The sequence below is a fragment of the Allobosea sp. NPDC055353 genome (assembly GCF_053644975.1).
Genome location: NZ_JBSHMC010000001.1, coordinates 2,022,868 through 2,036,467, shown reverse-complemented (window position 1 = coordinate 2,036,467; position 13,600 = coordinate 2,022,868). Strand labels below are relative to the sequence as shown.

The window sequence follows — 13,600 nt, the reverse complement described above, 5'->3', positions numbered from 1 at the left end:
AGGCCGGCGGGGCATGTGCCCCGCCGCGCAATCTCGGCTATGGCGCGGCCGATTTCTTCGCCATAGTGCCCTTCGGCCGCCGACGGATTCGAAGGTTGTGAAGCGACTGCCTCTCCTGCTCGTTGCATTCTGCGCCGTCACCCTGAGCGGCATGGCGCAGGCCGCCAGCGATGCGGGCGAGATCGTCCGGCAGAGCATCCGCCGCCACGATATCCAGACGGTGATGCCGGTGCCCGAGCCGAAGGTGTCGAGCTGGCTCGACTGGCTGAAATTCGACCTCTCGCCCGATACGCTGCGCATCCTGCTCTGGGGCGCCGTCATCCTCGGCGTCGCCGTGACGCTCTGGTCGTTGCGCGACAGCCTGCCGGCCTTCAGCCGCTCGCGCCGGATCAAGGCCGCCGAGGTTCCGGCCGGCTTCTCCGATCCCTCCGGCCGAATGGAGGAAGCGCAGCTCGAGGCGGACGATCTCGCGCGCCGGGGGCAGTATGGCGAGGCCATGCATGTGCTGCTGCTGAAGAGCCTCGCCGAAATCCGGTTGCGGCTGGGCACCAGCTTCGCGGTCTCGCTGACCAGCCGCGAGATCCTGCGCAAGGTTTCCCTGCCGCAGAGCGGGACCGGCGCGCTCGGCGCGATCGTCCAGTCGGTCGAGCAGACCTATTTCGGCGGGCGGCCCGCCAGGCATGAGGACTATCTCGGCTGCCGGCAGGAATTCGAGACGCTGCGGCGCTCCCTTGCGACAGGGCCAGCCTGATGGGGGGAATGACCTTCCAGCCGCGCATCCTTGCCGCGCTCGCTGCGGCCCTCCTTGCGCTTTTCGCCGCCTCCCTGCTGCTGACGGGGATGGGCGGGCGCGAGGCGGGCGGCCTCACCTCCGGCGCCAACAGCTATTCCAGCTCCGCCGTCGGGCATCTCGCCTTCCATGACCTGCTCGAGGGTCTCGGCCACAAGACGGTGCAAGCCGAGGACCGTCCGCTTGCCGCCGTCGGCGAGAATGGCGTGCTCGTCCTCGCCGAGCCCTCCGGAAGCCTCGCGGGCGAGGAAAATCGCAACAAGCTCCGGATCGCCGGCCGCATCCTGCTCGTTCTGCCGAAATGGACCGTGAAACCGGGCGAGCGGCGCAAGGACTGGATCGGCGAGGCGGAACTGGCTCCGGTGCTACAAGTCCAATCCGTGCTCGGCGCTGCCGTCAGCGGCGGCGATATCGTCCGGACCAAGCCGCCGGCCTCCTTCGAGAAGACGATTTCAGCGGCGGACCCGACCGTCCAGGGCGAGCTCCAGCTCATCAAGGGCTCCAATCTCACGCCGCTGATCTCGACGCCGGCCGGCATCCTGCTCGGCGAATTGCGGCAGGGCAATCGCCGGACGCTCATCCTGGCCGATCCCGACCCGCTCGAGAACCACGGGATCGGCAAGGGCGGGAACGCCACGTTCGCCCGGGACATCGTTGCCGCGTTGCTGGACGGGAAAAGCGGCACTCTGGTCTTCGACGAGACCATCCACGGCTTCAGAAGATCGCCGCCGAACCTGCTGAAATTCCTCTATGAATTCCCGCTCAACCTGGTGCTCGTCCAGATCCTGGCCGCGGTCGCGCTATTGCTCTGGGCGGCTATGGGGCGCTTCGGCGCACCCTTGCCCGCACCGCGCCGGCTCGATGCCGGCCGGCATGCGCTGATCGGCAATGCCGCGGCGCTGGTCGATTATGCCGGGCATCATGCCGCGATCCTGCAACGCTACATCGCGATGACGCTTCAGGACGCCGCTCGGACGCTGCGCGCACCGGCCGGGCTCGAAGGCGCGGCCCTGACCGCATGGCTCGAACGGGCCTCGCAAGCGCGCGGCATCGATCCGAAGCCGCTCGCAGGACTGGGCGACAGCCCGGCCGCCGGCCCCCGCAATCTCGCCTCGCTGCTCGCCGCGGCGCAGGCCCTCCATCACTGGCGCAAGGATCTGCTGCATGGAACTCCGCGACGTCTCGACGATCACTGAAGCGCTTCGCGGCGAGATCCGCAAAGCCGTCGTCGGCCAGGACGAGGTCGTCGAGCTGATGCTCGTCAGCCTGCTCTGCGGCGGGCATGTCCTGCTCGAAGGCGTGCCGGGCACGGCCAAGACCCTGCTGGCGCAATCCTTCGCTGCCGGACTGTCGCTGCGCTTCGGGCGCATCCAGTTCACGCCGGACATGATGCCGGGCGACCTGCTCGGCACCAATCTCTTCGATTTCCGCAGCAGCAGCTTCAACCTGACGCGCGGCCCGATCTTCACCGACATCCTGCTCGCCGACGAGATCAACCGCACGCCGCCGAAGACGCAGGCCGCGCTGCTGCAGGCGATGAACGAGCGCAACGTCACCATCGACGGCGTGACCCATCCGCTGGGAGAGGCCTTCATGGTGGTGGCGACGCAGAACCCGATCGAGCAGCAGGGCACCTATCCGCTGCCGGAGGCGCAGCTCGACCGCTTCCTGTTCAAGATCAACCTCGCCTATCCGAGCCGCGAGGAGGAATTCGCCATCGTCGCGCGTCACGGGCATCGCGCTGCGATGCCGAAACTTGCCGAATTCGGCCTTTCCTCCGTGGTGTCCGAACAAAATCTGCTGACGGCGCGGGCGCTGGTCGGCGGAATCGCTCTCGGCGAGCCGCTGGTCGGCTATATCGTGGATCTCATCCGCGCGACCCGCAGCCATCCGGCGATCGAGACCGGCGCCTCGCCCCGCGCCGCGACGATGCTGGCCTCGGCCAGCCGGGCGCGGGCCGCGACGCAGGGACGCGACTTCGTCATCCCCGACGACGTCAAGGGCATCGCCCTGCCCCTGCTGCGACACCGGATCGTGCTCGCGCCGAATGCCGAGATCGATGGGCTGGTCAGCGACAAGGTCATCCTGGAGCTGATCGACCAGGTTGCCGTGCCGCGATGATCAGGCCGACCCCGCGCGCCGTCCTGCTCTTCGGGGCGACCGTGCCGGTCGCCATCGGATTGCTGATCTACGATCCGGCGCTCTGGCCGATCGCGCTCGATCTCGGCCTGTTCGTGCTGGCGCTGATCGGGCTCGATGCCCTGCTCTGCGCCAGACCGTCGCGGCTGACGCTCTCGGTCGATGCGCCGCCGCGCCTGTTCATCGGCAGCGAGGGGCAATTGAGCGTCAGCGCCGCGATCGAAGGCACGTCGCGGGCGGTTTCGATCCAGGTCCTGCCGGAGCAGAGCGGCGATGCCGCCCCGCCCGAGCCGGCCCGGTTCGATGTCCCGCCGGGGGTTGTCGGATCGGTCGCGCTGCCGATCCGGCCGCTCAGGCGCGGGCGGATCACGATCGAGGCGCTCTGGCTGCGCTGGCGCGGGCCGCTGGGTCTCGCCGGCCGGAGCGAGCGCCGGCCGCTGGCGCTGACGATCGATGTCGTGCCGGATATCCGCGGCATCGCCTCGGCGGCCGTCCAGTTCTTCAGCCGCGATGCGATCGACGGCATCAAGGTCCAGCGCCAGAAGGGCGAAGGCACGGAATTCGAGGCGCTGCGCGACCATGTCCAGGGGCTCGACAACCGCTTCATCGACTGGAAGCACTCGGCCAAGCATCTCAAGCTGCTGTCGAAGGAATTCCGGATCGAGCGCAATCACCAGATCGTGCTGGCCTTCGACACCGGCTACCTGATGGCCGAGCCGATCGACGGTCTGCCGCGGCTCGACCATGCGATCCATGCCGGTCTGCTGCTGGGCTGGGTCGCGCTGCGCAGCGGCGACCATGTCGGCTCGTTCGGCTTCGATTCACGCATCCGGCAATATCTCCAGCCATCCCCAGGCCGAAGCGCCTTCGCCCGGCTGCAAAATGCATCCGGCCAGCTCGGCTACCGGGCCGAGGAGACCAATTTCACGCTGGGGCTCGCCGAGCTCAACGCCCGCTTGAAGCGCCGGGCACTGGTGGTGCTCTTCACCGAATTCATCGACACGACGACAGCGGGGCTTTTGCTCGAAAGCCTGCAGCGCATGGCCAACCGCCATGCCGTGATCTTCGTCACGCTGCGCGATCCGCTGCTCGCCGATATCGTCGATGCCGAGCCCGCGGGCTTCCGGCCGGTCGCCGAGGCGGTCGTCGCCCGCGACCTGCAGCGCGAACGCGCCGTCGTGCTGGAACGGCTGGCGCGGATGGGCGTGCATTGCCTGGAAATCCCGCCGCGCGGCCTCGCCGTCGGTCTCGTCAACCGCTACCTGACCATCAAGCAGAGGGGGCTGCTATAGAACCGCTTCGCCCTTCCGCCGCTCCGCCGCCGGCCCCGGTCGCAACCGTGACGCTGCGCAGCGCCGAGTTCCGCCGCAGCCGCGAGACGGCCTGGCGGATGCTCGACGGGCTCGTCTCGCGTGTCGAGAAGAAGGGCCTGTCGCGCCTCTCCGCCGAGGAGTTGCAGGAACTGCCTCTGCTCTATCGGACCGCGGCCTCTTCGCTTTCCGTCGCCCGTTCGATCGCGCTCGACCGCAACCTGATCCTCTATCTCGAAGGGCTGGTGCTCAGGGCCTTCTTCGTCGTCTATGGGCCGCGCATCGGCATCCTCGAAGCGCTCGGCGGATTCCTGAAGCGCGGCTTCCCGGTTGCCGTCCGGGCGGCCGGCTGGCACATCCTGCTGGCGACGCTCGCCATCGCCGCCGGAATCGCCATCGGCTACCTGATGGTGCTGCCGAACGAAGCCTGGTTTGGCACGCTCGTGCCCGAGAGCATGGCCGGCGGGCGCGGGGCTGCAAGCACGGCCGACCAACTGCGCCGGACCGAGATTTTCGCGCCCTGGCCCGGCTTCGTCGATTCCTTCGTCGTCTTCGCCAATTTCCTGTTCCGCCACAATGCGACGATCGGGATCATGACCTTCGGGCTCGGCGTGCTCGGCGGTGTCCCGACGCTGCTGCTGCTCGGCTATCAGGGCCTCATCCTCGGCGCTTTCCTGGCGCTGCACTACAATCGCGGGCTGCTCGTCGACTTCATCGGCTGGATCTCGATCCATGGCGTGACCGAGATCGGCGCGCTGATCCTGTGCGGCGCCGGCGGGCTCGTCATCGCCGAGAAGATCCTGTTTCCGGGTCGCTATGGCCGCCTCGACAGCCTGGCCACAGCCGGCAAGGCGGCGGCCGGGCTCGCGGGCGGAGCGGTGCTGATGCTCTTCGTCGCCGGGATCATCGAGGGGGGCTTACGCCAACTCATCGCCTCGACGCCCTGGCGGCTGGCGATCGGTGCGGCGACCGGCGCCCTGTGGACCACCTATTTCCTCTTGAGCGGCAGGCGCTGACGCCATGGCCCAGCGACTTGACCGCATCAACCGCCTGCTCGACGGCATCACCCGCAATCGGCGCGAGATCATCACGCCGGAGGGCGTGACGCTGGAGGTCGATATCGCCAACCATGGCGAGCGACTCGTCGCCTTCCTGATCGACTTCCTGTTCTGGATGCTGGCGACCGCCCTGCTCTTCCTCGTGCTGGGCCTCACCGTGCTGCACGGCGTCACCGGCTCGGTGACGGTCACGGTCGTGCTGTTCCTGTCCTTCCTGCTCCGGAACCTCTACTTCATCCATTTCGAGCTGCAGAGCCAGGGCGCGACGCCGGGCAAGCGCATCGTCAACCTCAAGGTGATCGACCGCAGCGGCGGCCCGCTCCTGCCCGGCGCGATCGTCGCCCGCAACCTGACGCGCGAGGTCGAGATCTTCCTGCCACTCGGGCTGTTCTTCGCCGTGCCGAAGATCGGGGCCGGCGCGGAATTCTGGACTGCGGCGAGCTATTTCGGCTGGGCGGTCGCGCTCTCGGCCCTGCCCTTCTTCAACCGCGACCACCTGCGGGCCGGCGACCTGATCGGCGGGACGATGGTGATCTCGGTGCCGCGGCGGGCCCTGCTGGCCGAGCTCGCGGAGGCGCAGAGCCGCTTCGTCTTCAGCCGCAAGCAGCTCGACGCCTATGGCGCCTTCGAATTGCAGGTCCTGGAGGAGCTGCTGCGCCGCCCGCCCTCACCCGACACGCATACGATGCAGCGTCAGGTCTGCGACAAGATCCGCCGCAAGATCGGCTGGACGGAGGAGGTTCCGCCAGTCGAGACGCTCGATTTCCTCAGGGCCTTCTACACGGCCGAGCGGGCGCATCTCGAAGGCGAGCAGCAATTCGGCCGCTACCGCGCCGACAAGAACGAGCCGGCTGCGACCGGCCCGTGAGGACCAGCCGCAGTTCGACAAGATCGCTCAGTCGAAGACGCTCGCCAGCGTGTCGAGGTCGATGCCTTCCTTGGCCATGCGCAGGTCGTGATAGATCACCGCCGAGAGCACGGCGCCGAAAGCGGTCGAGACGACCTGCCAGGCGAAGCCGAGAATATCCCCGATCAGGCCGCCGCCACCGATCCGCGCAAGCACGAGAGCGCCGACCAGGGCGATGACGATGACCAGCAGGAAGAGCCCGAAAATCTGCCAGCGATAGCCCTTGGTCAGCGCGACGCTGCGGCTCATGCTCGCCGTCACCCCGGTCTTCTCGATGACGCAGGCGGGGATCGCGACATAGAGCATGCAGCCGATGATGGCGCCCGGCACGACGAAGAGCAGGAAGCCTAGACCGGTCGCGAGACCGACGAGGATGCCGACACCGATGACGGGAACGGCACGTGCGAGCCCGATCCGCAGGGAGTCGCCGATCGTGAAGGGCTGATGGCGCATCTCCTGGAAGGCGCCGTAGAGGCTCGTCGCCTGCGCCACGGTCTGGAGCACGAAGGTCAGGAGCCCGGTCAGCGCCGCACCGAAAGCGATGCCCGATGGCGAAGGGGCACCCGACGACAGCGCGCCCAGCGTCAAAAGGAAGATCGGGATCATCGGCACGAGCGCCAGCAGGGCAAACTTGCCGAACTGACGTCCGAGGATCGCGAAGGTCTTGTTCATGACCGAGCCGATGCGAAACTGCCCGGGTGCGGCGGAAAATCCGCCCGTGGATGTGCTGCTCATGAGGAACCCCGCCGCGAATGAGGCGGAATAGTGGCACGCCTCATATAGCGGCACAATCCGCAGCAACCTGGCCTATGGGCTCCGCATCAATGTCTCACGCAATCCCAGAAGCGTCTCGCAGACGGCTTCGAGCTCGCGGATGTCGAACCCATCCCGCAGCTCCGGAATGTGGCCTGCGATCCTGCCGCCGAGGATGCCGGTAAAGGCGGCTCTCCCCTCGGACGAGACGACGAGGCCGTTGGACGCCTCGAAGGAAGCGTTCCAGGCGATGGCGCCCTCGCGCGTCAGCCCCGGCGGCAGGTCGAGTTCAAGCCTGCCGCTCGCGAGCCGGACCGGATAGCCGCCGGGCAAGCCGTCCGGGCCGGGCACATGACCCTGCCAGGGCCGGCCCGCCGCCATGGCGAGCAGCATCGGCACGCCGCTCGCGCCGGAAATCTCGATCACCGGCTCGGGCGTGAGCTGGATATCGGCAAAGCGCGCATAGACGTCGGCGACCTCCTCGCCATCCAGCCAGACGCGCGGGGCGCGTCCGTTCCGTTCCCCGGGACGGCGCCGCCAGGCGGCGAGGTTCTGGTAATGCGCGAGGACCTTGACCGCGGTGCCGGAAGGCACCGCGGCCGAGCCTGCGAAGACATTGGACAGGATCGCGACATTGCCCATGCCGCAGGAGACGTCGTGTCCCATCGCGCGGATCATGCCGTTGACCACGTCGGGGAAGCTGCAATTGACCAGCGTCACCGGCTTGCCGGCGCGCGTGATCGCGGCGGCGACGCGCGCGCTGATCAGCGCCTGGAAGACGGCGGTGGCGCTCAGGCCTCCCTCGGCGACGAGGCGCGTCCAGGCATTGCCGCTCTGGGCGATGACCTGCGAGGTCTGGATCGAGGCGGCCTGCACGACGATGCGCGGGTCGGTCTCAGCGAGCAGCGCGTCGGAGGCGTCAGGCGCCAGCAGATCGATCGCATGGGTGGTGAAGCGCGCCTTCGCTCCGAACAGCGCGGCGCGGGCATTGGCGGCCGTGCGCAGCCAGTTCAGGCGCTCGAGATTGCGCCCGGCGATGACGACATCGACCGGCTCGCGGGCGGTCGCGGCGATGTCGAAGGCGATCCGCGCGGCGAAGCCGCCTGTGCCTGAAATGAGGATGTCGCAGCCGGCCATGTCAGCGCCCCGTAGAGACCCGGTCCCAGCAATCATCGAGCCGGGGCGAGAGCTTGTGCTTCATGATGCGCTGGCTCGCCGTGCGCTCGAACTCGTCGACGAGGGCGATGTAGCGCGGGTTCTGGTAGGGCGCGAGGCGCTGGCCGAGCCAGCCGGACAAGGCCTGCGGATCGATGATCGCGCCGTGGCGCGGCTTGACGAAGAGCTTGATGTCCTGCTCGCCGATATCGGCGGCGACGCCGATCATCGCGCAATCCTCGATCGCCTCGTGCTCCGCCGCGACATGCTCGACCTCCCAGGCCGAGACGTTCTCGCCCCGGCAGCGGACGCTGTCGGTCATGCGGCCGTGGAAATAGAGGTTGCCCTCGGCATCGAAGGAGCCGAGATCGCCGGTATGGAGGGCGCCATTGCGCAGGGCCTTCGCCGTCGCCTCGGGATTATCGAGATAGCCGGGGAAGATCGCGCCCGGAATGCTGGTCTCGACGACGATCTCGCCGCGCTCGCCCGCCACGACCGGCCTGCCCTCGCTATCGAGCAGCCTGACGGTGAACCAGGGCATCGGCCGCCCGACCGAGCCGACCACGCCGCTGGTGTTGCAGGTGGTCAGGCTGGAGGCTTCCGTCATGCCGTAGCATTCGCGGATCTCGACGCCGAAGCGGTCGCGGAACTGCGGCCAGATATCGGCCGGGCAGCCGCCACCCCAGGCGATGCGCACGCCATGCTCGCGATCTCCAGCGGAAGGCGGCTGCTTCAGCAGGATCTGCAGGATGCCGCCGAGATAGTGGATATGGGTCGCCCCCTCCTCCCGGACCTGCGTCCAGAAGCGGCTGGCGCTGAAGCGCTCGACCATGGCCAGCGTCACGTCGCGGATCATCGGCAGCGGCAGGAGCTGGGCGCCGCCGATATGATAGAGCGGCTCCCAGACGAAGAAGACATCGCCCGGCTTGGCATCAGACAGGTAGAGCACGCTCTCGGCCGCCAGCCTGAGCATGCGGTGCGAGACGATGACGCCCTTCGGCCGCCCGGTCGTGCCGGAGGTGTACATGATCGCGAAGACGGCATCCGCTACAGGCGCCGGCTCCTCGAAGCTGCTGGTTCCGGCAAGCACCGCATCGAGATCGCCGCCCGGCGCATGCAGCAGCACCGGCAGGGTCGCATCCGGCCCCATCGCCTCGGCGATCTGGGGCGCGAGTTCTATGTCGGCGACGACGAGGCGCGGGCTGGAATGCGTCAGGAGATAGTTCAGCCCCTCGCCGCGCTGCTGGGCATTGACCGGTACCCAGGCAACGCCGGCCCGCGCGAGACCGAAGACCACGGCGATGGTGGCGATGGAGTTGCGCATCATCACCGCGACGCGGTCACCCGCAACGATGCCCTGCGTCCGCAGATAACAGGCGAAGGCGGCCGAGCGCCGTTCGAGCTCGCCATAGCTCAGCGGCTCGCCGCTGAAGCGGGCATAGACGCGGTCCGGCTCGGCAGCGGCGCGCGCGGTCAGAAGGCCAACGAAGCCGTCTTTGTCTGGGGAGGTCATGGTTGCGCTTCGGTCGTCGGGATCAGGAAGAAGAGGAGGAGCGGAAGCGTTCGGCCAGCAGCAGCATCACCGTCACCACCACGAAGACGACCACCGAAACCGCGGCCAGCGTCGGGTTGAGCTGCAGGATCATGTCGTCCCACATCTGCTTCGGCAGGGTCGTCTTGACGCCGCCCGAAATAAAGATCGCGATGGTCAGTTCGTCGAAGGAGGTGATGAAGGCGAAGAGGAAGGCCGCGACAAGGCCGCCCTTCACCAGCGGGATCGTCACGCCCGTGAGCGTACGGACGCGGTTGGCGCCAAGCGTCGCCGCCGCCTGGTCGAGCCGCTGGTCATAGGTCTTGAGCACGGCTGCGATGGTGACCAGCGTGAACGGGATCGCCAGCACGGTATGGCCAATGATCAGGCCGAGATCGGTGGCGACGAGGCCGATGCGGGCGAAGAGATAGAACAGCCCGACCGCGATGACGATGCGCGGCACGATCATCGGCGCGAGGAAGAAGGCGAAGATCAGCCCGCCCCAGCGCGTGCGGCTATGCGCCAGCGCCAGCGCCGCGAAGCCGCCGATCGCAGTCGCGGCCAGCGCCGTGGCGAAGGCGACCATGAAGGAGCGCAGGGTCGCCTGCAGCCAGAGCGGCGATTCGAAATAGGTGCGGAACCAGCCGAGCCCGTAGCCGGGCGGCGGGAACTCGAGGAATTGCGAGGAGGTGAAGGCGAGCGGAATCACCAGCAGCGTCGGCAGCACGAGGAAGCCGATGACGAGCCAGCAGAAGCCCGGCAGCAGCCAGCCGCAGACACGCTTGCCCAGCACGCGCTGCGCCACCGCTGCGGCACGCCCGGCGATGTCACCCACGACCCCGAGGATGGCGAGGCCGAGATCGCGGATGCGCCCGCCCCCGATCTGCGCCGAGCCACCGGCGATGGTCGAGATGCCGAAGAGCCGGTCGTAGATCCAGCAGGAGACCAGCGCCGCCGCCAGCATCATCGCCGCGAGCGCCCCGGCGAAGGACCAGTTCAGCAGCTCCTGCACCTGGGTGATGATGAGCTGGGCGAGCATCGTCTCCTGCCGCCCGCCGAGGAAGGCCGGCACGATGAAGAAGCCGAGCGAGGAGATGAAGACCAGCAGACCGGCCGCCGCGACGCCCGGCAGGGAGAGCTTGAAATAGACCAGCCAGAAGGCCCGTGCGGGAGCAGCGCCCAGCGTCTGCGCCGCCTGGACGAGGCGGCGGTCGATGCCGGTCATCACCGGCAGCATGGTCATCACCGCGAGCGGCACCATGGCATGGACCATGCCGACCATGACGCCGAACATGTTGTGCAGCAGCGGCAGGGGCTGGTCGACGAGGCCGGAGCCGGTCGCCAGCGAATTGATGATGCCGCTGCGGCCGAGCACGATCATCCAGGCGAAGGTCTTGACGAGATAGCTCGTCCAGAACGGCACCATGACGAAGAGCAGCATGCGGCCGCGGAACATGTCGGGCAGGCGTGCCAGCCAATAGGCCAGCGGATAGCCGATCAACAGCGACCAGAGTGCGGTCCAGCCGGCGATGCGGAAGGTGATGCCAAGCACGCGCAGATAGACGTCGGTCGCGGCGATGCGCCGATAGGACTCGGTCGAAAACCCGCCATTCTCGGGGTCGACGACACTGAGGCCAAGCAGTTGCGCCACCGGCCAGGCGAAGAAGACCGCGAGGAAGAGGAGACCGGGGACCGCCAGCCACAATGGGCCGAACCGGAACCCGCTCCGGCGCGCCGGAGCCGCGCCTGCCGCGACCGCGCTCATGCGACCAGCACCGCCTTGTCGCGGGCCCAGCCGGCGACGATGGCCTGGTCGATGGCGGGCACCGGATCGTCCGGCCCGAGCCGCAGCACGAGCGGGCTGCCGTCGCCGAGCGCGGCGATGACGCGCGTCTCCGAGCCGGCATAGACGATCTCGCTGACCCGGCCGCTGACGGCGTTGCCGTCGCGCTCGCCGAGATGGAGGTTCTCGGGCCGGATGACCAGCGCCGCATCCTTGCTCTGGCAATTGGCGCCACGCGGCAGGGCGAAGCGACCATGGGGCGTATCGAGCGCGCCATTGCCGTCCCAGCTGCCGCGGAAAATGTTGGAGATGCCGATGAAATCGGCGGCGAAGGCCGTACGCGGGCGCTCGTAGATCTCGCGGGGCGTGCCGAGCTGCTCGATCTTCGCGTGGTTCATCAGGCAGATGCGGTCGGACATCGCGAGCGCCTCCTCCTGATCGTGGGTGACGTAGACGATGGTGGCGCCGCTCTCGCGGTGCAAACGCTTGATCTCGATCTGCATGTGCTCGCGCAGCTTCTTGTCGAGGGCGCCGAGCGGCTCGTCCATCAGGATGATCGAGGGCTGGTAGACGAAGCAGCGCGCCAGCGCGACGCGCTGCTGCTGGCCGCCGGAGAGCTCCCGCGGGAAGCGCCCGGCGAGATGGCCGAGATGGACCATGTCGAGCGCGGCCGAAACCCGGCCGGCGATCTCGGCCGAGGGGCGCCCGCGCATCTTGAGCGGAAAGGCGATGTTCTCCGCGACCGTCAGGTGCGGGAAGAGCGCGTAGTGCTGGAAGACGAGGCCGATATCGCGCTGGTGGACCGGCATGTTCGACTGGTCGCGCCCGTCGATCACCACCCTGCCCTCGCTGGCCTCGACCAGACCGCAGATGAGCTGGAGCAGCGTCGTCTTGCCGGAGCCCGAAGGCCCCAGCAAGGTGAGGAACTCGCCCTCGGCAACGCTGAGCGAACTGGGCTCGAGGGCCGTGGTCGCGCCATAGCGCTTGCAGAGGCCTTCGATGACAAGCTTGCCCTCGACGGCGAGCTTGGCCGATTTCGGCTGGTTCGCCGTCATTCCAGCTCCCGCCCCCATCGTCATCAGGCCAGCAGCCAGGCGTTGAAGCGCTCGGTGACCTTGGAGCGGTTGGCACTCCACCAATCCTCGTTGGCGATCGCCATCTGCTTCAGGTTCTCCGGCGAGGTCGGCAGGACCTTGGCACGATCCGCTGCGATCGTCTGGTAGGCGTCGAGATTGGTCGGGCCGTAGGCGAGCGCCTCGGTGAAAGCGGCCTGCGCCTTCGGGTCGGAGCAGAAGCGGATGAACTGCCGGGCAACATCGGCCTTCGGTCCGCCCTTGGGCAGGCCCCAGCCTTCGATCGAGTAGAGGCCCTGGTTCCAGACGATCTTGGCCGGCGTGCCGCCGTCGATCGCCGCCTGCAGGCGGGCGTTCCAGCCCGGCAGCATGTCGACCTCGCCGCTCTGCAGGAGCTGCGTCGACTGGGCGCCGCCGGTCCACCAGACCGCGACATGCGGCTTGATCTTGTCGAGCACCTTGAAGGCGCGCTCGATATCGAGCGGATAGAGCTTGTCGAGCGGCACGCCGTCGGCGAGCAGCGCCTGCTCGATCGTGTCGATCGGGTTCTTGCGCAGCGCGCGCCGGCCGGGGAACTTCTCGACATTGAAGAAGTCGGTCCAGCTCGCCGGCGCGTTCTTCACGCGGTCGGTGCGATAGGCGAAGACGGTCGAGTAGACGTCCGTGCCCATGAACTCGGCCGAGATCGCCTCCGGCATCAGCTTCGGCACGTCGGCATGCGAGAAGCCGATAGGGTCAAGCAGGCCCTGCTTCTTGAGGATGTCGCGGGCCGAGAGCGTCAGCGTGCAGACGTCCCAGGTATAGGACTTGGTCTCGACCATCGCCTTGAACTGGGCAGTGGGCTCGGCCTCGCGGGCGACGTTGACGACCTTGTTGCCGGTCGCCTTCTCGAAGGGATCATAGAAGGCCTTGCGGAAGGCGGGGCCGAACGGGCCGCCGGGATCGGCGACGGTGATCTGCGTCGCGGCACGCGCCGTGCCCATCAGGTAAGGCGCGGCGACCGCGCCGGCAGCGACGCCGCTGGCGAGTTGCAGCAGGGTGCGCCGGGTCGGCTTCGTGGTCAGGTTCGTCATCGTCTTCTCCCCTTACAAGCGGTTTTCC

The 13,600-nt window shown here is 68.0% G+C and carries 12 protein-coding genes; 6 read left to right on the top strand and 6 right to left on the bottom strand.

Annotation, left to right across the window (positions count from 1 at the left end):
- The first annotated feature begins 97 nt into the window (after positions 1 to 97).
- Genes ACWIEX_RS09350 through ACWIEX_RS09325 form a run of 6 tightly spaced genes read left to right on the top strand, consistent with a single transcriptional unit; the run spans position 98 to position 6,165 of the window.
- Positions 98 to 751 (top strand): hypothetical protein, encoded by a 654-nt coding sequence (locus ACWIEX_RS09350; RefSeq protein ID WP_454032783.1) that lies wholly within the window; start codon positions 98 to 100, stop codon positions 749 to 751.
- Between the two features lie 8 nt (positions 752 to 759).
- Positions 760 to 1,986: a DUF4350 domain-containing protein gene (locus ACWIEX_RS09345; RefSeq protein WP_454032782.1), complete on the top strand. Its 1,227-nt coding sequence runs from the start codon at positions 760 to 762 to the stop codon at positions 1,984 to 1,986.
- A complete protein-coding gene (locus tag ACWIEX_RS09340) occupies positions 1,955 to 2,911 on the top strand; it encodes an AAA family ATPase (RefSeq protein WP_454032781.1) in 957 nt (318 codons plus the stop codon). Before ACWIEX_RS09345 ends, ACWIEX_RS09340 begins: the two co-directional genes overlap by 32 nt.
- Positions 2,908 to 4,221 (top strand): DUF58 domain-containing protein, encoded by a 1,314-nt coding sequence (locus tag ACWIEX_RS09335; protein ID WP_454032780.1) that lies wholly within the window; start codon positions 2,908 to 2,910, stop codon positions 4,219 to 4,221. The genes ACWIEX_RS09340 and ACWIEX_RS09335 overlap by 4 nt, the downstream gene beginning before the upstream one ends.
- A 47-nt stretch (positions 4,222 to 4,268) precedes the next feature.
- Positions 4,269 to 5,255 carry a stage II sporulation protein M gene (locus tag ACWIEX_RS09330; RefSeq protein ID WP_454032779.1) on the top strand — a complete coding sequence of 329 codons (987 nt, stop codon included), beginning with the start codon at positions 4,269 to 4,271 and terminating at the stop codon, positions 5,253 to 5,255.
- Between the two features lie 4 nt (positions 5,256 to 5,259).
- On the top strand, positions 5,260 to 6,165 hold the full coding sequence (locus ACWIEX_RS09325; RefSeq protein ID WP_454032778.1) for an RDD family protein: 906 nt from the start codon (positions 5,260 to 5,262) through the stop codon (positions 6,163 to 6,165).
- Positions 6,166 to 6,192: 27 nt separating this feature from the next.
- Here ACWIEX_RS09325 and ACWIEX_RS09320 read toward each other — a convergent pair whose 3' ends face one another.
- The 6 genes from ACWIEX_RS09320 to ACWIEX_RS09295 form a co-directional block, all read right to left on the bottom strand.
- A complete protein-coding gene (locus ACWIEX_RS09320; protein ID WP_454032777.1) occupies positions 6,193 to 6,939 on the bottom strand; it encodes a hypothetical protein in 747 nt (248 codons plus the stop codon).
- 72 nt (positions 6,940 to 7,011) lie between these two features.
- A complete protein-coding gene (locus ACWIEX_RS09315) occupies positions 7,012 to 8,094 on the bottom strand; it encodes a hypothetical protein (RefSeq protein WP_454032776.1) in 1,083 nt (360 codons plus the stop codon).
- 1 nt (position 8,095) lies between these two features.
- Entirely contained in the window at positions 8,096 to 9,625 is a 1,530-nt protein-coding gene (locus ACWIEX_RS09310; protein WP_454032775.1) for a class I adenylate-forming enzyme family protein, read from the bottom strand.
- 22 nt (positions 9,626 to 9,647) lie between these two features.
- A complete protein-coding gene (locus ACWIEX_RS09305; protein ID WP_454032774.1) occupies positions 9,648 to 11,408 on the bottom strand; it encodes an ABC transporter permease subunit in 1,761 nt (586 codons plus the stop codon).
- Positions 11,405 to 12,481 carry an ABC transporter ATP-binding protein gene (locus ACWIEX_RS09300; RefSeq protein WP_454032773.1) on the bottom strand — a complete coding sequence of 359 codons (1,077 nt, stop codon included), beginning with the start codon at positions 12,479 to 12,481 and terminating at the stop codon, positions 11,405 to 11,407. The genes ACWIEX_RS09305 and ACWIEX_RS09300 overlap by 4 nt, the downstream gene beginning before the upstream one ends.
- A 23-nt stretch (positions 12,482 to 12,504) precedes the next feature.
- Positions 12,505 to 13,572, bottom strand: coding sequence for an ABC transporter substrate-binding protein (locus ACWIEX_RS09295; protein ID WP_454032772.1), 1,068 nt, complete (start codon positions 13,570 to 13,572; stop codon positions 12,505 to 12,507).
- Between the last annotated feature and the right edge of the window lie 28 nt (positions 13,573 to 13,600).

What these genes read in the sequence shown, in the direction of transcription:
- ACWIEX_RS09345 (WP_454032782.1), top strand. Translation starts at nt 760, where the DNA reads ATGACCTTCCAGCCGCGCATCCTTGCCGCGCTCGCTGCGGCCCTCCTT.
- ACWIEX_RS09340 (WP_454032781.1), top strand. Translation starts at nt 1,955, where the DNA reads ATGGAACTCCGCGACGTCTCGACGATCACTGAAGCGCTTCGCGGCGAG.
- ACWIEX_RS09335 (WP_454032780.1), top strand. Translation starts at nt 2,908, where the DNA reads ATGATCAGGCCGACCCCGCGCGCCGTCCTGCTCTTCGGGGCGACCGTG.
- ACWIEX_RS09325 (WP_454032778.1), top strand. Translation starts at nt 5,260, where the DNA reads ATGGCCCAGCGACTTGACCGCATCAACCGCCTGCTCGACGGCATCACC.
- ACWIEX_RS09320 (WP_454032777.1), bottom strand. Translation starts at nt 6,939, where the DNA reads ATGAGCAGCACATCCACGGGCGGATTTTCCGCCGCACCCGGGCAGTTT.
- ACWIEX_RS09315 (WP_454032776.1), bottom strand. Translation starts at nt 8,094, where the DNA reads ATGGCCGGCTGCGACATCCTCATTTCAGGCACAGGCGGCTTCGCCGCG.
- ACWIEX_RS09310 (WP_454032775.1), bottom strand. Translation starts at nt 9,625, where the DNA reads ATGACCTCCCCAGACAAAGACGGCTTCGTTGGCCTTCTGACCGCGCGC.
- ACWIEX_RS09305 (WP_454032774.1), bottom strand. Translation starts at nt 11,408, where the DNA reads ATGAGCGCGGTCGCGGCAGGCGCGGCTCCGGCGCGCCGGAGCGGGTTC.
- ACWIEX_RS09300 (WP_454032773.1), bottom strand. Translation starts at nt 12,481, where the DNA reads ATGACGGCGAACCAGCCGAAATCGGCCAAGCTCGCCGTCGAGGGCAAG.
- ACWIEX_RS09295 (WP_454032772.1), bottom strand. Translation starts at nt 13,572, where the DNA reads ATGACGAACCTGACCACGAAGCCGACCCGGCGCACCCTGCTGCAACTC.